At 55.1% G+C, this 23,983-nt stretch carries 20 protein-coding genes; 16 read left to right on the top strand and 4 right to left on the bottom strand.

The annotated features are described in order from the left end of the window. The first annotated feature begins 257 nt into the window (after positions 1 to 257). A complete protein-coding gene (locus tag CPH17_RS18185) occupies positions 258 to 1,970 on the top strand; it encodes a peptidoglycan DD-metalloendopeptidase family protein (protein ID WP_096300993.1) in 1,713 nt (570 codons plus the stop codon). A gap of 74 nt (positions 1,971 to 2,044) precedes the next feature. Here the strand turns inward: CPH17_RS18185 and CPH17_RS18180 are convergent, their stop codons facing one another. After that, positions 2,045 to 3,679, bottom strand: coding sequence for a L,D-transpeptidase family protein (locus CPH17_RS18180; RefSeq protein WP_096300721.1), 1,635 nt, complete (start codon positions 3,677 to 3,679; stop codon positions 2,045 to 2,047). A 119-nt stretch (positions 3,680 to 3,798) separates the two neighbouring features. On the opposite strand from CPH17_RS18180, the gene CPH17_RS18175 reads away from it, so the two are divergent. From CPH17_RS18175 to CPH17_RS18145, 7 genes are all read left to right on the top strand, one after another. After that, positions 3,799 to 4,518: a murein L,D-transpeptidase catalytic domain family protein gene (locus tag CPH17_RS18175; RefSeq protein ID WP_096300719.1), complete on the top strand. Its 720-nt coding sequence runs from the start codon at positions 3,799 to 3,801 to the stop codon at positions 4,516 to 4,518. A 271-nt stretch (positions 4,519 to 4,789) separates the two neighbouring features. After that, positions 4,790 to 5,836, top strand: coding sequence for a patatin-like phospholipase family protein (locus CPH17_RS18170; protein WP_096300717.1), 1,047 nt, complete (start codon positions 4,790 to 4,792; stop codon positions 5,834 to 5,836). Between the two features lie 286 nt (positions 5,837 to 6,122). Next, positions 6,123 to 7,475 (top strand): NarK family nitrate/nitrite MFS transporter, encoded by a 1,353-nt coding sequence (locus CPH17_RS18165; RefSeq protein ID WP_096300715.1) that lies wholly within the window; start codon positions 6,123 to 6,125, stop codon positions 7,473 to 7,475. A 66-nt stretch (positions 7,476 to 7,541) separates the two neighbouring features. Further along, complete coding sequence (locus CPH17_RS18160) at positions 7,542 to 8,804, top strand: nitrate regulatory protein (protein ID WP_096300713.1); 1,263 nt, start codon at positions 7,542 to 7,544, stop codon at positions 8,802 to 8,804. A gap of 99 nt (positions 8,805 to 8,903) precedes the next feature. After that, positions 8,904 to 9,590 (top strand): SDR family oxidoreductase, encoded by a 687-nt coding sequence (locus tag CPH17_RS18155; protein WP_096300711.1) that lies wholly within the window; start codon positions 8,904 to 8,906, stop codon positions 9,588 to 9,590. Between the two features lie 141 nt (positions 9,591 to 9,731). Next, positions 9,732 to 10,724, top strand: a complete 993-nt coding sequence (locus tag CPH17_RS18150; RefSeq protein WP_096300709.1) for an LLM class flavin-dependent oxidoreductase — start codon at positions 9,732 to 9,734, stop codon at positions 10,722 to 10,724. An 81-nt stretch (positions 10,725 to 10,805) separates the two neighbouring features. After that, complete coding sequence (locus tag CPH17_RS18145) at positions 10,806 to 11,300, top strand: GNAT family N-acetyltransferase (protein ID WP_096300707.1); 495 nt, start codon at positions 10,806 to 10,808, stop codon at positions 11,298 to 11,300. 68 nt (positions 11,301 to 11,368) lie between these two features. On the opposite strand, the gene CPH17_RS18140 is transcribed toward CPH17_RS18145, so the two are convergent. Together CPH17_RS18140 and CPH17_RS18135 are read right to left on the bottom strand one after the other, a co-directional pair. After that, the gene (locus CPH17_RS18140; RefSeq protein WP_096300705.1) at positions 11,369 to 11,932 is read right to left on the bottom strand and encodes a DUF1415 domain-containing protein; all 564 of its coding nucleotides are present in this window, start codon (positions 11,930 to 11,932) and stop codon (positions 11,369 to 11,371) included. Positions 11,933 to 11,984: 52 nt separating this feature from the next. Beyond that, positions 11,985 to 12,653 (bottom strand): GntR family transcriptional regulator, encoded by a 669-nt coding sequence (locus CPH17_RS18135; RefSeq protein ID WP_096300703.1) that lies wholly within the window; start codon positions 12,651 to 12,653, stop codon positions 11,985 to 11,987. 165 nt (positions 12,654 to 12,818) lie between these two features. On the opposite strand from CPH17_RS18135, the gene CPH17_RS18130 reads away from it, so the two are divergent. From CPH17_RS18130 to CPH17_RS18095, 8 genes are all read left to right on the top strand, one after another. Beyond that, positions 12,819 to 13,376, top strand: coding sequence for a chromate transporter (locus CPH17_RS18130; RefSeq protein ID WP_096300701.1), 558 nt, complete (start codon positions 12,819 to 12,821; stop codon positions 13,374 to 13,376). Continuing rightward, positions 13,373 to 13,903: a chromate transporter gene (locus tag CPH17_RS18125; protein WP_096300699.1), complete on the top strand. Its 531-nt coding sequence runs from the start codon at positions 13,373 to 13,375 to the stop codon at positions 13,901 to 13,903. Before CPH17_RS18130 ends, CPH17_RS18125 begins: the two co-directional genes overlap by 4 nt. A 118-nt stretch (positions 13,904 to 14,021) precedes the next feature. Continuing rightward, positions 14,022 to 15,002 carry a Bug family tripartite tricarboxylate transporter substrate binding protein gene (locus tag CPH17_RS18120; protein WP_231898051.1) on the top strand — a complete coding sequence of 327 codons (981 nt, stop codon included), beginning with the start codon at positions 14,022 to 14,024 and terminating at the stop codon, positions 15,000 to 15,002. A gap of 53 nt (positions 15,003 to 15,055) precedes the next feature. After that, entirely contained in the window at positions 15,056 to 15,526 is a 471-nt protein-coding gene (locus tag CPH17_RS18115; RefSeq protein WP_074395608.1) for a tripartite tricarboxylate transporter TctB family protein, read from the top strand. Positions 15,527 to 15,541: 15 nt separating this feature from the next. Continuing rightward, entirely contained in the window at positions 15,542 to 17,056 is a 1,515-nt protein-coding gene (locus tag CPH17_RS18110) for a tripartite tricarboxylate transporter permease (RefSeq protein WP_074395604.1), read from the top strand. A 19-nt stretch (positions 17,057 to 17,075) separates the two neighbouring features. Next, the gene (locus tag CPH17_RS18105; RefSeq protein WP_096300697.1) at positions 17,076 to 18,683 is read left to right on the top strand and encodes a gamma-glutamyltransferase family protein; all 1,608 of its coding nucleotides are present in this window, start codon (positions 17,076 to 17,078) and stop codon (positions 18,681 to 18,683) included. A 168-nt stretch (positions 18,684 to 18,851) separates the two neighbouring features. Then, positions 18,852 to 20,705: an ABC transporter ATP-binding protein gene (locus tag CPH17_RS18100; RefSeq protein WP_096300695.1), complete on the top strand. Its 1,854-nt coding sequence runs from the start codon at positions 18,852 to 18,854 to the stop codon at positions 20,703 to 20,705. Between the two features lie 106 nt (positions 20,706 to 20,811). Then, complete coding sequence (locus tag CPH17_RS18095; RefSeq protein ID WP_096300693.1) at positions 20,812 to 22,263, top strand: phospholipase D-like domain-containing protein; 1,452 nt, start codon at positions 20,812 to 20,814, stop codon at positions 22,261 to 22,263. Here the strand turns inward: CPH17_RS18095 and CPH17_RS18090 are convergent. Further along, positions 22,257 to 23,981 carry a bifunctional protein-serine/threonine kinase/phosphatase gene (locus tag CPH17_RS18090; protein WP_096300691.1) on the bottom strand — a complete coding sequence of 575 codons (1,725 nt, stop codon included), beginning with the start codon at positions 23,979 to 23,981 and terminating at the stop codon, positions 22,257 to 22,259. The genes CPH17_RS18095 and CPH17_RS18090 overlap by 7 nt on opposite strands. Between the last annotated feature and the right edge of the window lie 2 nt (positions 23,982 to 23,983).

The following is a 23,983-nucleotide window of genomic DNA, read 5'->3' as shown; positions in this document are numbered from 1 at the left end:
AGTAACCAAACACATGGAAGTGCATATGGCCTTCGGGTCAGCACTAAGCTCTACAAGGATGACTATCGCCTACCGTTACATTTATTAGCAAACAGCGTTCAAAAATAGTAAGGTCTGCATTGTTCTTGCGTATTCAGGCGTAAGTTCCCTTTATGTATGGATATACAGTCTATGCACCCCTGCTATCATGGGGTATTGTCTATGGGTTTATTCGCTTTAGTTACTTTATAATCACGAACTCGGCGGTCTATTTTCCCATGTTGCGAATCCTTCATTCGCTGCCCCGCACGCATAAATTGTTATTGTTACCGGTAGCCACTATGGTTACGGTGCTGGGCACACAAAAATTATTAACGACGTATCACGACCTGAACCAACCCGACGCTCCAATGGAGAGCGTTCTGGTCCCCCTTCCAAGCGATTCTACTCCCGGCGTTCCCTCTTTACACAAAGAACGCACGCCCGTTACTGACGCTATCGACCGCGCCTCCCGCGCGTTGGACGCGACCCGCGAGAACATCCCACTTAGCGATTTGAAGGCGACCGAAATTGTCGACCTGGGTGTTATCGAAGGCGCAGAAGCTGATATTGATGCCCAAACAGCGAACGTGCTAACGCCCGCCTCTGAAGTGCTGAATGCAGCATCAAGCAAGGGCTTCAATGACGGTGCATTGCACATGGCCATTGTAGTTGGCACTTTGACCAACGGTATGCTGGACGTGGACGGCACTTCGGCCTCCCAGGTTGCCGAGGCCTCTTCAGACGAATCAGACGCAACGTCCTATGAAGATTACGGTGCTGACCTTTTCGGTGATGTGTCCTTTCTTGACTTAGAGCTCGCGGCTGAAGACTCATATGTGCCTGAGTGGGAAACCCACATCGTCGAATCCGGTGAGACATTTGCTATTCTGGCGCAAGACCAATTAGGGCTGGGTTACAGAGAAGTCCTCAGGCTACTGGATAACGTGCCGGACCCTGAAATGCTGACTCACTGGCGTGCCGGTCACAGCTTTGACTATCAGCTAGACGAAGAGGGTCGTTTACTGTCGCTACGCATGATGAAAAACACCCGAGAGGGTGTGCTGGTAGAGCGCGAAGAGGACGAGTACGCGATTACCGGCATTGAGCGTAAAGGCGAGCCCGTTCAACGCATTTACGCTGGTACTGTCAGCGGTAGTTTTGCCCGCTCTGCCCAGTCAACGGGTCTTAATAGCGGAGCTGTCACGGAATTGACGCGCCTGCTGGAGAAAAAACTCGATTTTCGCCGCGACAGCCGTCGCGGCGATCATTTTCAGGTGCTGGTCGAGTCCGACATGATTGAAGGCGAAACGCTTGACTCGCGCGTGCTAGCGGTTAAATACCAGGGCGAACGCATGGATTTGACAGTGGTCCGCAACGCCAAAGATGATAACTTTTATACCCCGGAAGGCGGCAGCTTAGACCCCGCGTTCGCACGTCGCCCCTTCGAAGGCAATTACCGCTTAAGCTCAAACTTCAACCCACAGCGCAAGCACCCCGTCACCGGACGAACAAGTCCACATAACGGTACCGACTTTGCCATGCCAATTGGCACGCCTATCACGGCCCCAGCCACTGGCCGCGTTGAACGCATCGGTAACCACCATGCTGCCGGGCGCTACATCGAAATTCGTCACGACAACGGCTACCGCACTCGCTACCTGCACCTGTCCGAACCCTTGGTTAGCCAAGGCGAGCGAATCGAAATGGGTGAGCGCATTGCACTATCGGGCAACACCGGCCGCAGTACCGGCCCCCACCTCCATTACGAAGTCATCGTTGACAACTCACCGGTTAATGCGATGACCGTTGATCTGCCCGAAAACACTAGCTTAGACGGCGACACTTTAGTGGCCTTCCAACGCCAGGCAGAGCCGATGATAGCCGCTCTGGATAGCGAAGAAACAGGCACCATCAGCTTGGTTGATAATGCGCCGGAAAACGACGAATAAGCAGCTAGCTCATTGCCAAAAAGCGCCACTATGTGGCGCTTTTTTATTTTATGGTCCAACCCCTCCTATGCCGTTTATCCCGATAGCCGCAAGGGCTGGCTAAGCGCCGATTGCACATCCGCATCGTGTCCGTAAATATCCGGCCGGAACTCGACCTCGCCTTCAGCGTTAGGCCAGGCCGTTAAATAGTGCAGCGCAATTGGCACGCGCTGAGGTAACGACACCTGTCGATCATTTTGGCTTCCAGCCATTAATCGCGTTATCTGTGCTGAACTGCCGGTATCCTGAAGTAGCAACTGGGCAAACTGGGTGACACCCTCCACCCTGACACACCCTGAACTCAACGCACGTTGAGACAGTTGAAAAAGCCCTTGCGCAGGCGTGTCATGCAGGTAAATCATATGGTTATTCGGGAAGCGCACAACAACACGACCTAACGGGTTCGCGTTACCAGCCACCTGGCGCAGCATGACACTTCCAGGGCGCTGCCAATCGACATCCTCCGCCTCCACAGGGTTACCGTCAAAATCAATCACCTGGATGTTTTCCTCGTCTAGATAATTAACATCCTCACGCACACGGGGCAGCACATCTTCGCGCAAGATGGTGGGCGGAATAGTCCAACTCGGATTTAAGGTTAAATGGGTAATCGCTGACTGGATCACCGGTGTTGCGCGCCGGGGCGACCCCACTACCACCCGCGTCTGCCAGTGCTCCCCGTTAGGCCGCGTGTAATGTAATCGGTAGCCGGCCAAGTCTACCCATACGCCAGGGGCATCATCCGGCCGCCCCCCCATCCACCGGGCACGTTCAAGGTTCACCTTGAGTTGCTCAACACGTGATGAAAGCGGAACGTTAAGCGCACGGCGCGTTTGCTCACCTACCACACCATCCTCCTGGAGCAGATGGCGCCGCTGAAAACGTTTAACGGCGGCGGCAAGTGAAGCATCGAACTGGCGCTGATCAGGGGCTTCGGCGTCTATGTGGGGATAAGCTTGAGAATTGGCGGCTAACAGCTGCGGCTCGCCCCAGCGCGTTAACCGCCGCCGAAGCGTCAGTACATCATCATGTTGATCACCAAGCTGCAGCGACTCGTCGCGACGGTCCAGATAAGGAACGCTCGACTGCGAGGCACGCGACTGGAAGTCGGCAAAAGCAGCTCTTAACTGTCGGTACGCCGACGAGTCTGGCCGCGCCTGATCAAGCGCGGCCGCAATATCCAACTGATTCACAGCTTCCATAACCCGCGCCATGGAATAACCACGCGACGGGCGTTCAGCGTCCCACTGAGCAGCTAGCTTGCGAGGGTTCACCTGACCGCGGTTTAAATGATCCAGCGCTTGCAATAGTGCTTGGCTAGCCTGCAATTCAAACGCTGCCTGGGCAGATACGCCCGCTGACTGGCTACGTTCAAACGCTTCCATTAGCGATGCTACCGCGTAGTTGTCAGGGTTTATGCCATCTCGCTCAAGCTCGCGGAGCCCTGCCATAAGCGCTTTTACGCTCTGCGCAGTGGTCCACACGGGTTGATGGTCGCGATATTCATAGAAACGCTCGACCGGCAGCCGCTGGTCACTCGCTGCCAAACGCGCCTGAAGCGCCTCTTGCAACGGTAGTGATGTGTCTGCCCCACTGCTGCCGACCACGCCTACGCTCAGGCAAAGCGCCACCCCTATCGCCCATCGTCTTAATGGCTGCCGCTCGTCCATTGACCTCTCCTTGCGTTACTATGGTCGTCCCGATAATACTGTGTTTTCTTGTTATCATAGCCGGTTAGCGACTGCCTCACCGCTTTCTACTCGCTTTCTACTTTGCAGGATGGACTTAAATGGTGCCATTTTTTTCGTTTCGTGCCTGGCTTATTTGTCTGCCTGCCACGCTTTTCACATTTCCACTCCACGCCGCCACCTTTTTCAGCCAAGTTGATGCCGCCCCACCTAACGGCGTGATTCCGTTACACCACCAACTGCTGCAACTTGCCCCAAGCGCTAGCCCAGAGGCGCTGCGCCTTGCTGCTCAAGCGCTTAGCTGTCGCGACCCTAACGCCGAGCGCTTAGCGGTGATCGATTACTCGCTACCGTCAACCGAGCCCCGTCTATGGGTGTTTGACCTGTCCCAGCACGAACTGATGTTTCAAGAGCTGGTATCCCACGGGCAAGGTTCTGGGGACGCAGAGGCGGAAACGTTTTCCAATATCCCCAACAGCCACCAATCGAGCATTGGATTGTTTAAAACGATGAATAGCTACTACGGACGCAACGGCTATTCACTGCGCCTTGAAGGCTTAGAAGCCAACGTTAATGATAACGCCTTTGAACGGGCCATCGTGATTCACGGCGCCGACTACGTCAGTGAAGCCTTTATTGATCAAACTGGCCGGCTGGGTCGCAGCCATGGTTGCCCAGCGGTTCGCGAAGAAGTGACCTATCCCTTGATTGACAGCCTGAAAGGCGATCACTACGTCTTTGCCTATTACCCTGACCAGGAATGGTTGGCCACCTCCCAGGTCATTAACTGTCCTAACACGCCTTCGCTCGCCCAACGCTAAATAAAAGCTTGAACGTCTAAAACCTAGCACGCCCACTCTTCAAGACTGGGTGCGGCCCTATATATTTGCATTAAAAATAGATACTTACTGAACAACATCAATATAAAATTAGTTTTTATTTTATATGGGCGAACACCGTCTCACTTTGCCAGATACGCTAAGAGGCTTAAGGACTAAATAGCTTGCTTGGTAACGGTTAATTGCTGCGATGTGCCATGCTGGTAGCCGCTTAGCAATTTCTTTTACTGCCAACCACACGGGAGGCAAGCCGATGGCTCAACCCAAATCGTTAGACTTAGCATTACAGGGCGGAAGTTCTCACGGAGCCTTTACGTGGGGCGTCATTGACCGCTTACTGGCGGACTCACGGGTCGAGATAGAGGGCATCAGCGGCACTAGCGCTGGCGCGATGAACGGCGTGGTCATGGCCGACGCGCTTACGCGGGGCGACAAAGAAACCGCCCGTGAGGCGTTGCACGATTTCTGGCAAGCCGTTAGCCGTGCGGGCATGTCAAGTCCTATTCGCCGCTCACCGCTGGATAAGTTGACAGGCAACTGGAGCCTGGAGCATTCACCTGGCTATATTGCCATGGACCTTATGAGCCGCCTGGTCTCGCCATATCAATTCAATCCACTTAATGTGAATCCGCTGCGCGAAATTGTCGCCGAGCGAATCGACTTTGAGCGGGTGCGCCGATGCGAGCAGTTGAAGCTCTTCGTGACCGCCACTAACGTACGTACTGGCAAGCAGCGAGTGTTTCGTCGGCAAGAGATGAGCCTTGAGGCCGTCATGGCCTCCGCCTGCCTGCCGTTTGTTTTCCAGGCCGTTGAAATTAACGGAGAGGCCTATTGGGATGGTGGCTATATGGGCAATCCGGCGCTGTTTCCACTGATGGAGGAATGTAACGCGCGAGATATATTGCTTGTCCAGATCAACCCCATTCGACGCGATACCATTCCCACCACAGCGTCGAGCATTATGAATCGGCTCAACGAAATCACCTTCAATTCAGCGCTGATTAAAGAAGTGCGCATGATCGCTATGCTTAAGCAGGTGCTTGATGCCCAAGGTATCGAGAATTGCTATCAGCAGGCATTGTTTCACCGCATCAGCGGCGAAGGCGCATTACAGAAGCTTTCAGTATCCAGCAAGCTTAACGCCGAGTGGCCTTTTCTGCGCCACCTATTTGAGCAAGGCCGCGCAGCCGCAGACCACTGGCTGGAGGAAAATATTGACGCGCTAGGAAAGCGCTCCACGCTGGATCTCGACGATGTCTATTTAGACGACAGCTCGGCGCCTTCTTCGGCACCAATATAAGACATGGCGGGTTAAACAATGCCCAACAATGCAGCATATGCGTTGTAAAAAAGCTTACGCCTATCTTTTTGTTAAAAATAAACTACTGATAAAAATAATAAATTTATTTAGTGGCAAAAAATTTGCTTCGTTTTAACCAGTGGTGGTAGGCGTGGACCAGGCCCAACCGGGTACGAGTGCGTCGAACCTGACCTTCAATGGCGAAGGCATGTTCTCGTTAACCAATGACGCTGTGCAATTGATGTGCAGGGTATTGAACTCGTAACAAGACCCGTGAGGCCATCCCATGGATATTCGCAATAAAGCCAACCGCATTCGGTTGCTCAATTTCTCTACGCCGCAAATGCGCGCGTTTCACTTTTCCTGGTTTGCTTTCCACCTGTGCTTTTTTGGCTGGTTTGGTATCGCCCCACTCATGGCAGTGGTGCGGGAAGATTTAGCGCTTACTCAGACGCAAATCGGCAACACCATCATCGCTTCTGTCGCGATCACCGTGATTGTACGTTTGGTAATTGGCGTACTGTGTGACCGTTTAGGGCCGCGCAAAACCTATTCAGGCTTACTCTTGCTTGGCTCAATTCCAGTGATGGGCATTGGCCTGGCCGATAGCTTTGAAAGCTTTCTCATCGCGCGTTTGGCCATCGGCGCCATCGGTGCGTCGTTCGTGATCACCCAATACCACACCTCTATCATGTTTGCGCCCAACGTGGTTGGCACGGCTAACGCCACCAGTGCTGGTTGGGGCAACCTAGGCGGCGGCACCACCCAGATCGTTATGCCGTTGATTTTTTCCGGCATGTTAATGTTGGGTGTTAACGAAGCGCTAGGCTGGCGTTTGGCCATGGTCGTGCCGGGCGTAGTGCTATTCTGCACCGGTATTGCCTATTGGCTATTTACCCAGGATGCTCCAAACGGCAATTTTGACGAGCTTCGCGCTCGAGGTGAACTTCCGCCTGCCAGCGGCGAGCATGGCGCACTTCAATGCTTTACCGCAGCGGCGAAAGATATCCGGGTTTGGGCGTTGTTTGTGGTGTATGGCCTTTGTTTTGGCGTAGAACTGACGATCAACAATATCGCCGCCATCTACTTTTTTGATAATTTTGAGCTGACACTGGCCACCGCCGGTATGATTGCCGGACTGTTTGGTTTGATGAATATTTTTGCACGCACTCTGGGTGGCATATTTTCCGACTTATTTGCCAAACAAGGCGGGCTAAAGGGTCGCGTACGCTGGTTGTTTATTGCGCTGATTTGCGAAGGCATCGCGTTGTTAGCTTTCTCACAGATGCATATTCTGAGCTGGGCGATTGGTATCATGCTGGTCTTTAGCCTGTTTGTGCAGATGGCTGAAGGCGCTACCTATGGCGTGGTCCCCTTCATCAATAAAAAGGCTCTCGGGGCTGTCGCTGGCATCGTCGGTGCGGGGGGTAACGTGGGGGCGGTATCCGCTGCATTCTTGTTTCGTAGTGAAAGCTTGACCTATCAACAAGGCCTCTTTTATCTGGGCTTGGCCGTACTGGCGTTGGCCTCATGTGTCTTGCTGGTACGGTTCAGCGATGCACAAGAAGCCGAAGAGGCAGCCGCCTACCAGGATGCGGTGGGCGACGACACCGGGGCCGGTGCCCTATCGTTACGCTAAAGCGCCTACTGCGCACTTTCTCTGAAAGTGCGCAGCTAATGGCGGTGAGCACAAAGGAATCGCATTATGTCTTCAGCTCAACAGCTACTGTTAACCGCCAAACGCTGCGATATCGATAACCTGACCCACCTTGCGACAACGTGTGAAATTGTCGGCGACATCAGCCACTTTATTCACATGTTGCAACGTGAACGGGGGGCATCGACGATTTTTTTAGTTTCTCATGGCGCCCGTTTTAAGGAACGCCGCGCCACTTACCGGCAGCATAGCCAGGACGCTGAAGCGATGATGCGACGTCGCCTGGAAGCGTTAAGCCAGGAAGCCCGCCCCCAGGCTGCCGCACGCCTACTACGTCGGATTGCCACGGTGTGGTCCGCCCTGGATGAGCTCAGCGCGCTGCGCCACGCCATCGATACGTTTGCGATAACCCCCGATGCGGCGACCCAAGCATTCAATCAGTTGACCAGCGGCTTGCTGGCAATTGTCTTCGAAGCCGCCGATACGGCCGTTGACCCCGATATAACCCGCGCCCTGGTGGCCATTTTCCATCTAATGCAGGGCAAAGAATTAGCCGGCCAGGAACGCGCCTGTGGTGCCTTTGGCTTTACCCAAGGGTATTTTGACGATGCGCATAGTGCGCTGCTTAGTCAGTTAATCAACGATCAGCAACGTTGCTTTGCTACCTTTGAGGAATTTGCCTCCTCGGAGGCACAGCAGCACTGGCAGCAGGAGTTGTCGCCACGCACGCTCTCGGGTATTGGCCATTTGCGGGATATTGCCTGCCAACGTACCACGCACCCTGAGACACCGGATTCGCTGGGTGAAACTTGGTACGAACTCACCACGTTGCGCATCGACAGCATTAAAAGCGTGGAGGATGCCCTCACCGCTCAGCTCACCGCACTGTGTCATTGTAAGACCCATCAAGCCAGCGCCGCACTGGAAAAAGCCAAAACGGAACCCTGCAGTACTTCCCCAGCGCCTTGCGAGCAACTGCTGGCGTTGAGCAGCACGGAGCCCTTGGGTGACTTGACCGCCAGTGCGCTTAACTCACCATTGGGTCGGTCGCTCATTGAACTCACCCAGGCACAATCCAGCCGATTGCAGGGCCTGAGCGACGAGCTGGAAAACACCCGTAAAGCGCTGCGTGAGCGCAAGCTAATTGAGCGGGCGAAAGGCCTTATCATGGCCCACCAAAACATGACAGAAGAAGAGGCTTACCGCTTTTTGCGCACCACTTCAATGAACCAGAGTAAAAGCATGGCCGACATGGCGCAGTCGATTCTTGACCTCTCCACCATGCTAAGACGCAAAGAAGTAGATCATTGACACCCTGACCTTTTCGTTTGCAGGCTTATGATTTGCACAACCTCGCTCGATTAGCCATCCTAAATAAGCAGTTATGGTTAATCGCAAGGAGTGCAAACGATGCATAAAGGCGTACTACTTATCACGGGAGCTTCCAGTGGAATCGGTGCTGCTACGGCGCGAGCAGCTGCCAGAGACGGCTACAAGCTGGTCTTAGCTGCCCGCTCAACGGATAAACTCACCGCACTTTCCCAGGAGCTTGGGCCAGAAAATGTGCTGACCTGCGAACTAGACGTTACCCACATGGATGAACAGCACGCCATGGTCGACGAAGCGCTGGAAACCTTTGGCAGGATTGATGCTGTGTTTGCCAACGCAGGATGTGGTGGCACGCCAGGTGGCTTTAGCGGCGCCGACCATGAACGTTGGAAAGACATGATCCTAACCAATGTATATGGCGTGGGTTTGACCCTTCAGGCGTGCCTTCCGGCGCTCAAGCGCAGCAAAGGTCACGTGCTGTTAACTGGCTCAGCCGCAGGCCGTGCGACCATTCCGGGCTCCATGTACAGCGCGACCAAATGGGCCGTCACAGGTATCGGCTATAACCTGCGTGAAGAGCTGCGCGGCACCGGCATGCGCGTCACGTTGATTGAACCTGGCATGGTCGACACCCCTTTCTTTGACGAACCCCCAGAGCATGCACTGGAAGACCGCGATATCGCCAATGCGGTCATTTACGCGCTATCGCAGCCTGCCCATGTCGACGTCAACGAAATTCTGATTCGCCCTACTCCCCCAGTGGAATAACATGTTTCGTAGCTGCTTTGCCTTGTAATTCATCGCTGCTGGCCGCATAACGGGTAATTAACAAGCGTGCTAATAATTAGTCGGCACGAAACCGCCGACCTGTTATTAGTCCGCCCCACATTCCAGCTTTACAGGTGATGCATGAGCGAACTAGCGTCTACCACGCTATCCGTATTGGACCTCGCCCCGATTCGTCAGGGCGGTAGCGCTGCTGAAACCTTCCAAGATAGCGTTTCCCTCGCCCAGTTAACCGAACAGCTGGGTTACCACCGCTATTGGCTGGCCGAACACCACAACATTGAAGGCATCGCGAGTGCTGCAACAGCGGTGTTGATTGGCCATATCGCGGGGCAAACCTCTCGCATTCGCGTGGGTAGTGGCGGCATCATGTTGCCCAACCATCCACCACTGGTGGTAGCCGAACAGTTTGGCACGCTGGAAACGCTCTACCCTGGGCGCATCGACCTGGGGCTTGGCCGCGCGCCCGGCTCAGATGGCGCGACGATGCAGGCAATGCGCCGCCATGCTCACGCTGGCGTTGACGATTTTCCGGCCCAGTTAAACGAGCTACGTGGCTATCTGGCCGATGCTTCACCTCACCAGCGGGTAAAAGCTGTCCCCGGCCAGGGCACCCACGTGCCGATTTGGCTGCTGGGCTCTAGTGGCTTTAGCGCACAGCTGGCCGCCAAGCTTGGTTTGCCCTTTGCCTTTGCCGCCCAGTTCGCCCCCGGCTACTTGTTTGAGGCGTTGCGCTTGTACCGTGATAACTTCCAGCCCTCCGCCCATCTGGATGCTCCTTATGCCACCGTGGGGCTGCCGGTAATCGCAGCAGAAAGCGATGCCATGGCGGAATATCTGGCGACCACGGCTCAGCAGAAGTTTCTCAATCTGATACGCGGCAAACCCACGGTATCGCTGCCGCCGGTGGAGCAGTTGGACTGGACGCCCATGGAGCGCGCTCAGGTAGAGCAATTTTTAGGCGCGGCGATTATCGGCGGCCCCGATACCGTCAAGGCTCAGTTAAAGGATTTCCAAGCGCGTACGGGAGCCAACGAATTGATGATCAATAGCGATTTCTATGACCACCAAGACCGGCTAAGAAGCTATCAGATTGTGGCTGAAGCAGCTCGATAACAGCACGCCATTGCCGCTCGTTTTTGCCCAACGGCTGCCCATGGCAGCCGAGCCGACCCGAATCATCAGGTAACCAGGACGATGTCTACGCTCACCTTCACCCCGATGTCATACGATGACTTCATGACATTTTGGCCAACCTTTCAGGGCATTGTCACGGCCCAGGAAACCTATGCCATAGAGCCGAATATAAGCGCCGAAGATGCCTACCAGCTATGGTGTAAAACGCCCCGCGCTACGCTTTCGGTCAAAGATGAAACGGGGACGATACTCGGCACCTACTACCTAAAGGCGAATGCCGCAGGGCCAGGTAGTCATGTGTGTAACTGCGGCTATATGGTGGCCACCGCGGCTCGCGGGAAAGGCGTGGCCCGGGCCATGTGTGAACACTCACAGCAGCTAGCGCAAAAGCTTGGATTCAGCGCCATGCAGTTCAACGCGGTGGTCAGTACCAATCAGGTGGCAATAGCGCTTTGGCAGCGTTTGGGCTTTGCCATTGTGGGTACGGTGCCTAACGCTTACCGTCACGCCCAACTTGGCAAGGTCGATACCCACGTCATGTATAAAGAACTTTAAGCACCTAGCATTAAACTCATCCGCACCAAGCGCAGCCACCCTCAAGATAATCACCAACGAGTGATTCATCAATCTTGATCGTCGACGCGGCAGCTGCGTTGCCAACATTGCTCCACGGCCTCGGTACCCATGCCATTCAGCAGCGCCACGTTGCGATCGGGAATCGCCGCCGTATCGCCATAGTAATCAATCGCCTTTTCGACGCTCTCTTCACGCAGCAAGTGCACCATGGCATAAGGTGAACGGTTGGTATAGTTAGCAGCATCGTCAGCATCAGCGTCTTCAAAACAGTAATCCGGATGAAACGAAGCAAGCTGGTAGATCCCTTCATACCCCTGGTCAACTAGGATGCTTTCGGCGAGCTCAATAAAATCAAGATAGTGATCGAAGCTTTTAAATAGCGTGGGAAACACCAGTAGCGTGGTCTCTGTTTCCGGGTGCTCGTCTAACCAGTGCACCTCGACCATCAACTCTTCTAGCGCTACTTCAATTTTTTTAGAACGCACCACTTCAACGCGTACCGCATCGCGCGCCAACTCTCGGCGTGCAAACGGACATATATCATGCGCCACAATAAAGTGATTCACCCAGCTCAACGTCCGCGCGATGACCGTGTTATCTGCGTCTTGCATGCCTGCTCTCCATCCTACTCGGTTGTTGCGCTCTAGTTTACACACACGCAACTTAAGCGTGTTCCTGATAACGCTTGAGCGCCACCTGATAGGATTTGTGAATATGGTCGTCCATTAGCGCCCGGGCGGCTTTGCTGTCGCGCTGCAAGGCAAGCTCCACCAGCTCGTGGTGTTGATCATCGAGCGTTTGTCTTACAGTGGGCATTTTCGGGCCTAACCGACGGTAGCGGTCAAACTGGTCGTGTAACTGTTCGATGAAGCGCAGCAACCAAACCGAACCGCAGGGCGCCACGAGGGTGCGATGAAACTGGCTGTGCAAGACTTCCCATTCCTCGCCTTTATCCAGCGATAAGTCCGCTCGTTTCAGACGATGAGCAGCCGCTAGCAATTCGGCTTCCCATACTGCATCTCCATGCTGAATGGCGCGCTCAAAGGCCATGCCTTCGAGCTCTAAGCGCATATTGGCGATGTCATCCAACTCATTTCTCGATAACGTCGGCACGCGAAAACCACGCTGGTTCTCCTGAATCAACAACCCGTAGGCAGCCAGCTTGTTCAACGCCTCGCGCAACGGGCTTAACCCGACGTTGTAATGCTCTTTAAGCGTGTTGATCGCCAATTTCTCGCCCGCAGTAAAACGTCCGCCGACTAAATCACGGCGTAGCGTCTCATAAATGCGACTGGAAGCCGTGCTGATGACCGGTTGGAGATGATGATTCATAAAAGGTCCTTTTTGGTGTTAGCGAGCGCGTCTTACGCGGGAGAAGTTGACGCCTTTGGAAATACTCGCCTATAGTCTATTTTATACAAGATAATCGATTTTTTAACAGACAAACGATAAAGGCCTCCGCATGCTGCGTTTACATTGGCTATGGAAACCGTCCACATGAACCTACCTCCTTTATTTTGGGCATTTTTTCGCATTGGCATTTTCGGCTTTGGCGGCGGCCCGTCCATGATTCCGCTGGTGCATGCCGAAGTCGTCACCCGCCACGGCTGGCTAAGCGATGAAGAATTTGCCGATGTGCTTGCCATCGGCAACACCCTTCCCGGCCCCATCGCCACCAAGTTACCCGGTTACGTAGGGTATCGCGTTGGTGGCGTGTCTGGCTGTGTGACCGCCCTGGTAGCCATTATTTTGCCCATGATTGTCGCCATGATTGCCATGTTAGGCATTTTTAGCCGTTACCGCGACGTTGCCTGGATTCGCGGCATGGGTCAGGCAGTGGTACCTGTGGTTATGGTAATGATGGCGCAGTTGACATGGGATTTCTTTATAAAATCGCGAGCATCTTTAGGTTGGCTCGCCAGCGCCATTATGGCCATGTTGGCGGGCGGGCTCATTTATTGGCTAGGCGTTCACCCAGGCTGGGTAATCGGAGCCATCCTGATCACTGCCTTGCTGCGTCCATCGCGTGAAAAATCCGTTAAGGGGTCAGCATGATTTATTGGGACCTCTTTTTGGCGTTTTTTATTCCTAACATTATCGGCTATGGCGGCGGGCCGGCGATCATTCCGCTGATTGAAGCCGAAGTGGTTGGCCGTTATGACTGGATGTCGGCACAAACTTTTGCCGAAACGCTAGCGTTAGGCAACGCGCTACCCAGCCCTATTGCTACCAAAATGGCCGGTTATATCGGCTACGAAGTGGCAGGATTTGGCGGAGCCTTCGTTGCCATAGCCGCCACGGTGATTCCTTCCCTACTGCTGATGCTCGGTGCCCTTGGCCTGCTGTATCGCCATCGCGAATCGCCGCGGGTCAAACGCATGAGCCAATGGGTTCGCCCGGTCATCGCCATGATGATGGCCTGGCTAACCCTAGGCTTTCTGCTAGAGAGCGTGCATTCAAGCGGCGCGGTTCACACGTTGATCATTGGCGCAATAGCGGCACTTGCGTTGGTGAGATTCAATATCCACCCCGCCTTCGTGGTATTGGGGGCACTTGCTTACGGAGGATTGCTTCTCGGCTAAAAAGTATTAACCGCTTTATCTCAGAAAACAAAAACCCTAACGGGATCACGCGCTCACCACACCGTCGCAGTTATGACGGCCATCATCACACCAACCTTAACCACAAAGGTGTAGCAAAATGACGCGTTCAAAATTTACTCTACGCTCTACCCTCACAGCCATCGGACTTGCCTCTAGCATGGCAATCGCCACCACCTCTCACGCTGACTATCCAGAACAGGATGTGCGTCTGGTCATTCCTTACGGCCCTGGTGGTGCCACTGATATCATTTTCCGCCTCATTTCTCAGGAAGCGGAAAAAACGCTTGGCGAGTCTATTGTGCCCGTTAACATGGCAGGCGCAGGGGCAACTCTCGGGTCTCGTGATGTGAAAGATGCCGACCCAGATGGCTATACGGTACTCGGCAGCCACGACACTATTGCCCTATCAAAGCTTGCAGGCACCGTTGACTATTCCTACGACGCCTTTGAACCTGTTGCCCTGCTGACACAGACCATCAATATTCCCACGGCTCACTCAGATCACACTGTCCAAAGTGCGGACGAAATTGCCGATTATGTGAGTGAGAACCCTGGCGAAGTGCGCTTTAGCATGATCCCCGGTTCAACCGATCACTTTTTCTGGGCGCAATTTTTCCAGGAGGCAGGTATTGATATGGACGACGTCAGGCTTGTCGGCTACCCCGACACTGGTGAACAAGTGTCTGCTTTAATGGCAGAGGAAGTCGACTTCGCCATGTTCAATCTGCCTTCTGGAGGTTCTTTCTACGAAGATGGTAGCTTCCGACCTTTAGGCATTGCCCACCCTGAGCGTCTTGAAAGCATGCCCGATGTCGAAACGCTGCGTGAACAAGGTATCGAAATGGATCACTCCACCAGCCGTGGCATTTTCGCACCGAAAGGGACGCCGCAGGAGGTAATCGATACCATCGCCGACGCCTACGGCGAAGCACTGGAAAATGAAGAAGTACAGAGCCGTATCGAAAATGAATTTGGCTCTGTGGTGCAGTTTCTTGCCGGCGAGGACTATCACGAGTTCCTTGAAGACAACGAAGCCGCCCTTTCAGCCGCCGCTGAAAACATTGAATTCCAGAACTGATGACGTCCTCCCTGGCCCTAATTCAAGGCCAGGGAGGCCGGGAGGCTTCTATCATGCTAACCCTAACCAAAGACCGCGCCTTGGCGTTGGCGCTATTGCTTATTGTTGCGGTCATGTGGATCGCATCGGGTGATATCCGCCCACCTACCGCTTGGCAGCCTTATGGGTCAGCACTTTTTCCGCGTATTTTATTGGTCGTGATTGGGCTGTTGTCACTATTGATTTTAGTGCGTTCCCTATTGGTAAAAGTGCCTGAACAGGCGGGGCTGGGCACCCGCATCAACGAATGGTTTCAACGTCGACGTACCATACTTGCACTCTTTATACTGTTTGGACTTTATGCAGCACTCCTTCCGTTAGTGGGCTATATCGCTGCCACTATAGGCTTTCTTATCACCTCTTTTGCGCTACTCATGGGCATTGATACACGTCGCAAGTGGGTGATGAACCTCACGATCAGTTGCACCTTGGCTATCGCGATATTTGTGATTTTCCGCTATGGCCTGAATGTCTGGCTGCCCTAATCCGTGGAGTCAATAATGACGAACTTTTTTCTCCAAGCCCTCACTGAGGTGGGCTCACCATCGGTTTTGGGCCTCATACTTATCGGCGTGCTGTTCGGTATCATCGGCGGCAGCATTCCCGGCTTTACGGTCACCATGGCGATCCTGGTAGTGTTTCCGTTCACCTTTGCCATGGACCCCGTTAGCGGTGTGTCGTTGATGGTCGGGGTGTTTGTTGGGGGGTACTCTGGCGGGATCGTATCCGGCGTCATGCTCGGTATTCCCGGCACGCCTTCCTCTATCACCACCGTCTATGACGGCTACCCCATGGCGCAAAAAGGCGAGCCGGGCCGTGCCCTGGGTATCGGCGTAGCGTCTTCCTTTCTCGGCACCATCATCAGCGTGGCGGTACTGGTCTTTTTCGGACCGTTAATTGCCAGCTTCAGCATGAACTTTCGCCCCTGGGAAATCACCGCGCTGATTGTATTCGCGCTAACGCTGGTCGCGGGGCTATCCAATGGTGCGCTACTCAAAGGCCTGCTAGCCGCCGCCATAGGGCTATTGATCACCACCGTTGGCTATGATCGAAACAGCAACCTTCGCTTTGATTTTGGCCTACCTGCCTTGGGTTCAGGGTTTGAAATTCTACCGGTCATGATTGGTATTTTTGCTTTTTCTCAGTTACTTGGAAACATTGAAAAAATAAAAGATGAAGGTCACGACGCTAAAAAAGTCGACACCAATGTCACCATTCCCTACGGCCAAATTATCAAGGACATGGCGGGGCAAAAGCTAAATACCCTACGCTCTTCATTAATAGGCAGTTTAGTCGGTGCATTGCCAGGTACTGGCGGCACGGTGGCTAACTTTTTAAGCTACGACCAAGCCAAGAAGTTCTCTCGTCATCCGGAAGAATTTGGCACGGGTACGCCTAGCGGCATCGTTGCTTCGGAAGCGTCCAACAGCGCGGTGGCGGGCGGTGCCTTTGTCCCCACACTGGCACTCGGCATCCCTGGGGATCTTCCCATGGCGATCATGATGGGCGTACTGATTCTCCACGGCATTACGCCGGGGCCGATGATGTTTGAACAAAACCCGGTATTGGTGGGTGCCATTTACGCCAGCCTGCTGATTGGTGCGGTGGTCATGGTGCTATGTAACCTGCTACTGGTGCGCTGGTTCGCCAAGATATCGTTGATCCCCCAACAGATCCTCGTTCCCGTTGTGTTAATGCTGTGTGCCATTGGCGCTTATGCCCTGAATAACAACCTGTTTGATATTTGGGTGCTGTTTATTTTTGGCGTTATTGGCTACCTACTTTGGAAAGCCGAGGTGCCTCTTACACCGCTGATACTGGGCGTCGTACTTGGCGAAAACCTTGAGCGGCAGCTATTTCGTGCCCTGGAACTCAATGACAGCTGGCTAACATTCTTAACCCGCCCTCTCTCGGCTCTTTTCTTGGCACTGGCCATCGCCTCCATCCTGTTTTCTCTCTATCAGGATCGAAAGATACGGCGTTTAAAACAGGCGGCCCAACAAGAAAACGTTTGATCGTTAAAAGGACTCTGATATGCAACACGATGCACTCTACTACCCCAGCGCCTCGCGACGTATGGCAACGTTCGGTAAACGTGGCATGGTGGCGACCTCTCAGCCATTGGCGGCGCAGGTGGGTATCACTATTTTGCAACAAGGCGGTAATGCCATTGACGCCGCCATTGCCACAGCGGCAGCGTTGACGGTGGTCGAACCCACGTCCAACGGGATTGGCAGCGATGCCTTCGCCATTGTGTGGGTAAACGGTAAGCTGCATGGCCTGAATGCCAGTGGGCCTGCGCCTCAAGCGGCAACCATTGAAAAGCTCAAAGCACTAGGCCATGACGCGATACCCAACCACGGCATGTTGCCTGTCACGGTTCCCGGTGCTCCCGCTGCATGGGCGGCATTGTCTGAGCGCTTCGGCAAGCTGCCGTTTGCTGAGTTGTTAGCCCCGGCCATCGCCTTGGCCGATGAAGGCTTCCCCGTTTCTCCCGTCATCCATCAAATGTGGAAGGACGCCTTTACTAACTACTCCGCCTATGAAGACGCCTCCTTTAAACCCTGGTTCGACACCTTTGCACCCGAAGGGAGAGCGCCGCAGCCCGGTGAGCTTTGGCGGTCTGAAGGTCATGCAAAAAGCCTAAAAGCGATTGCTGACACCCACGCCAACGCGTTTTACAAAGGCGAACTGGCCGACGCCATTGATGCGTTTTCCCGCGAAAGTGGCGGCCTGTTACGCAAGGAAGATCTTGCGGCTTACCAGCCGGAGTGGGTCGATCCGATTAGCGTGAAATACAAAGGCCACGACATCTGGGAAATCCCTCCCAACGGCAGCGGCATGATCGTGCTGCAAGCGCTGGGTATGCTTGAGCATTTGGGCGAAGCAGGATCAGACCCGGTCGAGACGCTCCACCGTCGTATTGAAGCCACCAAACTGGCTTACGTTGATGGCTTCGCGCACGTTACCGATCTGGATGCCATGCGCCCCACTGTTGATCAGATGCTGGACGATGATTACTTAAAATCACGTGCCTCGCTGATCGGCGAGCAGGCCGTTGACCCCAAGCACGGCAACCCGATCAAGGGTGGCACCGTGTATCTCGCCACTGCCGACAGCGACGGCAATATGGTGTCGCTGATTCAAAGCAACTTCAAAGGCTTTGGTTCGGGCATGGTGGTACCGAATACCGGCATCAGCCTGCAAAACCGCGGCTGGTCGTTCTCACTCGACCCGCAGCACCCTAATGCGCTGGCCCCCGGCAAGCGCACCTACCACACCATCATCCCGGGGTTTATTACCAAGGATAACCAGGCCGTTGGGCCCTTTGGTGTGATGGGCGGCTACATGCAGCCCCAAGGCCATGTGCAAGTGGTGACGGCAATGCTAGAAGATCAACTCAACCCTCAGGCGGCGCTCGATGTGCCGCGCTGGAAGTGGACTAACGGCAAGACCATCGAAGTCGAAGCCGATTTCCCCAATCACTTAGCGCTTGCCCTGGCCCGGCGTGGCCACAACATCGTCAAGGTTGCCGATTCCATCAGCTTTGGCCGTGGCCAAATCATTCTGCGCGATGCTGACACCGGCGTGCTCCAAGGCGGCACCGAGCCACGCACCGATGGGGCTGTACTTCCCTGGTAATATCTCACTCCTAACACTGCCTCTCCGCCGTATTGCCGTTGCAGGCAATCGGCGGTTGGGTGGCTAATTCTCTGCTGATGACGGGCTTTTTCTGGGTTGAACTGGCTATCCACGGTTAACCATCGCATCATGACCCTCCGTGTCTGCTAGGTCCTTGCCCGTTCTATTATGTCGCCACCCTCGTCCCCCGATGCTTCTTCGTCATCGCCGCTCAGCAGCTTTTTTGGTGTCTTCCGCTATAGCCGCCGGGCGCTCGGCCTGGTGTGGGAGACCTCGCGCTGGATGATGCTTGGCCTGGCGCTGTGCACGCTGGTCGCCGGGGTGCTGCCCGCCGTGGCGGCCTGGGTCGGCCAGTTGATCGTCGATGGCGTGGTCAATGCGATGGACACGCATCAAGCAGCCACCGACCCCAACCTGCTGGTGTCCATCACGCCGGTGCTCAAACTGGTGGCCTTCGAGGCGCTTATCATTGCGCTTATCGCGCTCGCCCAACGAGGCCTGTCGGCTCAGCAGTCGCTGCTGCGGGCACTACTGGGGCAAAAGGTCAATGTGATGATCCTGGAGAAGGCGGGCCAGCTGTCGCTTAGCCAGTTCGAGGATTCCGAGCTCTATGACCAGCTAACCCGGGCGCGGCGCGAGGCCTCAACGCGCCCTCTCGCCCTGGTGAATAAAACCTTTGGGCTATTACAGAACGCGATCTCGCTGGGCAGCTTTGGGGTCTTACTGGTGCAGTTCTCACCCTGGGCATTGCTGATTTTAGTGGCCGGTGCCCTGCCGGTGTTTATGTCGGAAGCCAAGTTTTCGGGGGATGGCTTTCGCTTGTTTCGCCGACGCTCGCCACAAAGCCGCATGCAAATTTATCTGGAAACCGTGCTCGCCCGGGAAGACAGCATAAAAGAGGTCAAGCTGTTTGGCCTGGAGAAGCTTTTCCTCAAGCGCTACCGCGATATTTTTACCCAACTGTTTGCCGAAGACCGTAGTCTGACGCTGCGCCGGGAAAGCTGGGGCTTTGTACTGGGGTTGCTTGGCACGCTTACCTTTTACGCGGCCTATGCCTGGGTGGTGATTGAAACGATTACCGGCGCGCTGACCCTCGGCCAGATGACCATGTACCTGATGGTCTTCAAGCAGGGCCAGGCCGCGCTTTCCGCCAGCCTGACCGCGATCAGCGGCATGTACGAAGACAACCTCTATCTTTCCAACCTTTATGAGTATCTGGAGCAGCCGGTCGAGACCGCTCCGGGCAATCTGACCCAGGGCGTACTGCCCGGCGACGGCCTGCGCTTTGAGAATGTCAGCTTCGCCTACCCTGGGAGTGCGCCGGTCTTACACGATATTTCCCTGCACTTGTCTCCTGGGCAGAGTTTGGCGCTGGTAGGTGAAAACGGCTCGGGTAAAACGACCTTGATCAAGCTGTTAACACGGCTCTATCACCCCACCGAAGGCCGGATATTGCTCGACGGCAGCGATTTGCGCGACTGGAGCACCCAGGCGCTACGCGAACGCACCGGCGTTATTTTCCAGGACTTTGTGCGTTACCAGTTACAGGTGGGTGAAAATCTGGGCGTCGGCGACACCCATGCCTATGAGGATGAGCAGCGCTGGCAGCAAGCCGCTCGGCACGGCATGGCGGATGATTTCATCAGCGCCATGGCCAGCGGCTACCAGACCCAGTTGGGCCGTTGGTTCAAAAACGGCCAGGAGCTATCCGGCGGCCAGTGGCAGAAAATCGCCCTTTCCCGCGCCTACATGCGCGAGAACGCCGACATCATCGTGCTGGATGAACCCACCGCCGCCATGGATGCCGCCGCGGAGGCCGCAGTATTCGCCCGCTTCCGCGAGCACAGCCGGGACAAGATGGCGATTCTGATCTCCCACCGCTTTTCCACCGTGCGCAGCGCCGATCTCATTCTGGTGATCGATCAGGGCCACATCATCGAACGCGGCACCCACGGGGAATTGCTCGCGGCAGACGGCCGCTATGCGAAGCTGTTTCGACTTCAGGCCAAGGGTTATCAGTAGCCCTTGCTGATTCAACACTTTTCATTGCGCACGCCCCCGAACCCACTATCTTTAATGACACGCTCAGCAACGATGTTGCTGTCACATTCTTGGGTTGGGGATTCGGGTGACATTCTTTAAACAATTTGTTCGTTGGTTACGACGTCTGGGCGTTGTGGTTTTGGTCTTACTCACCTTCTATTTCACCCTCATGGCGTACCATCAGCTAAAGCCGTTGCCACCAGGCATTTCCCACGCCAGCCCGGTTTACCAAACTGACAATGTTGAGTTCTTCCGCGACCTGACGCACCACGCCGATGACGAACGGCACGTGGACCAGGAAATTTTTGACCAGGTCGAGCGTATGATCGAACGCGCCGATGACTTTATCGTGATCGATAATTTCATGGTCAATGGCTTGGTCAATGATCCCTCCGAAGATTACCCGCAGTTGAGCGATAACCTTGTTGATCAGCTAGTTCGCAAACGCGACGCCAATCCCGATATGCCAATTGTGTTTATCAGCGACGCGATCAACTCAGGCTACGGCTCCTACCCCGCCGAATGGCTCGACCGCCTGCGCGACGCTGACATCGACGTGGTGATCTCCAACCTGACGCCGCTGCGCGATTCAACGCCAGTCTATTCATCGCTTTGGCGCATGGGGCCGCAGTGGTTGGGCGACTTGGGCGGTGAGTGGTGGCCCAACCCGTTTTTAGAGAAGGGGCCCAAGTTCAACCTAGGCGGCTACCTGGATATGTTCAATATCAAGGCCAATCACCGCAAAGTGGTTATCACCGAGCGAACGGCGCTGGTCGCCTCCGCCAATGCCCACGATGAATCCGGCTTTCATGAGAACGTCGCGTTTGAAATCGATGGGCCGATCATCGCCGACCTGCTCCACGCCGAGCAGGCAGTGATTGATCTGGGCGACAGCGGTATTCAATTGCCCAGCTACACACCGCCAGAGGAACCTGCCACCGGGGAATTAAGCCTTCAGTACACTACTGAAAGGCAAACGCTTCACAACGTGCTCGACACCATTGAGCAGGCCGGCGAAGACGACGAATTGTGGCTGGCCATGTACTACCTCGCTGACCGCGAAGTGGTTAATGCGCTGACCGACGCAGCACGGCGGCGGGCGCAAGTTTCCTTGATTCTCGACCCAAATAAAAAGGCGTTTGGCCGTAAAAAATCCGGTTTACCTAACCGCCCAGTGGTTGAGGAGCTCATGGAAAATACCGACGGCGAGGTGCGCGTGCGTTGGTATGACGTCGAGGTCGAGGAGTTCCACCCCAAGATGATGATGCTCCGTCAGGCTAATCAGAGCACGATCATCAGCGGCTCGACCAACTTCACCAGCCGCAATCTGGATAACTACAACCTCGAGGCCAGCCTGATGATATCAGGCCCCAACGATGCCGACGTGATGCGCGAGGTCGATGACTACTTCCTGATGCTGTGGCATAACGAAGGGGGTGATTACACCCTGGAAGCAGATGAATACCAAAACATCCTGTCCGAATGGCAGCGGGTGCTTTACGGCGTCCAGGCCTACCTCAAACTCACGACTTACTGAGGCATGTTAGCGATTAACGCGATGATAATAAGGCCCAGCAGCACGCATAGCCATTGCCAAAATCGCACCGGGTCACGCTCTAATAGCGGTGGCCTCGATTGCTTCAAAGTGCCTGGGCTTGGCGAGCGCAGCTCGAAGATAAATTCCGAAAGCGCAGGATAGCGATGTTGGGGGTTAGGATGCAGCGCTTTTTTTAGAACCTCGTCCACCCAGGCGGGCAGTGCACGGTCTTCGTTGAGCGCGGACTGGTAGGCGAGCTTGCGCTGTGCTGCCCGGGTTCGGGTTTTGGCCACTTCAGTACCGTAAGGCAGCGTGCCGGTCAGCATCTGGTAGGCGATCACCGCTAGGGAATACAGGTCAGACCTTTCAGAGCCCCCTTCGCCCAGAAAATACTCCGGTGCCGTGTATTGCGCCGTGCCGAGAATATCCTCCCCAGCGGCCGCGTCTGCTTCGGCAATTCCCGCGACCCGAACGGCGCCAAAATCAATCAAACGCGCCGTGCCGTGATGGTCGATCATGATATTGTCCGGGCGTACATCCTGATGGAGCATTTCCAGGCGATGAAAGGCGCGCAAGCCTTTGGCCACCTGCTCGATAATGCCACGGACCTCGGCCAGATCCGGCTCAGGGTGGTCACGCATCCACTGGGTCAGGGTTTGACCGTCGATATATGCCCAGACGCTGTACAGGTAACGGCGGGGCTTTCGCTGTTCGGGCGCGGAAAGCACATGGGGGTTGTTGATGCGCCGGGCGATCCATTCCTCACGCACGAAACGCTCGACGCTGGCAGCGTCTTCGGCCAGCTCCGTGGATAGCGTTTTCACCACGACGTGCTGATCGCTTTCCGGGTCGTGCGCCAAATATACATGGCTACGGGCACTGGCGTGCAACGGGCGTATAATGCGCAGGCCGTCAAGCTCGCTATTGGGGCGAAGCTCAGGCGGTGAGGATAGTCCACCAAGCACATTGTAAAGCTCATCAGCGTCCCGGTCGGGCAGCGTGTCGATGCGCACCAGTTGAGCAGTCAGGTTGTCATCGCTGCCTTTCTCAAGCGCCGCGTTCACCAACGCCCGGGCAGCCGCGTCCAGATCGGTGGCATTGTCTTGAATGATCAAAGCCATGGCGTGGGGAGACAGCCATTCGTAAACACCATCGGTGGTCAACAAAAACACATCGCCTTCGCTGAGCGATACGGCACGATAATCAAGCTCTAAATGCTGACTTGCCCCCATGGCGCGCGTTAGATGGCTGGTCTCCCGAGAGGCCCAAAAGCGATGGTCTTCGGTCAGTGGTTCCAGCGAACTGCCCGCCAACTGGTAAATACGGCTATCGCCGACATGAAACAGATGCGCCGTGGCCGATTTAATCACCATGGCGCTCAGCGTGCAGACATAGCCGCGGTCCATATCGTAGCGGTATTGGCTCTGCCGGGTTTGCGCATACAGCCACGCATTGGTGGCCTGGAGCACACGCTGGGCCGCATTTTTAACGCTCCAGGAAGCTGGCGTGGCGTAATAATCACCAAGAAAGCCACCTACCACCGCTTCGCTTGCCTCACGGCTCACCGTGCTGCTGCTGATGCCGTCGGCCAACGCAATGGCAATGCCCTTATGACGCCGCTGGGCGTCGTCGGGCAGATAGGCCCCGTAAAAGTCCTGGTTGCTCGGCTTACGGCCTTTATCAGAGCACTGGCCCAGGGAAATGCTCAGCGTTGCCATAC

Source organism: Halomonas sp. hl-4 (genome assembly GCF_900215475.1).
Lineage (GTDB): Bacteria > Pseudomonadota > Gammaproteobacteria > Pseudomonadales > Halomonadaceae > Vreelandella.
Note: the sequence above shows the minus strand (reverse complement) of the source record. Positions and strands in the feature narration are given on the sequence as shown.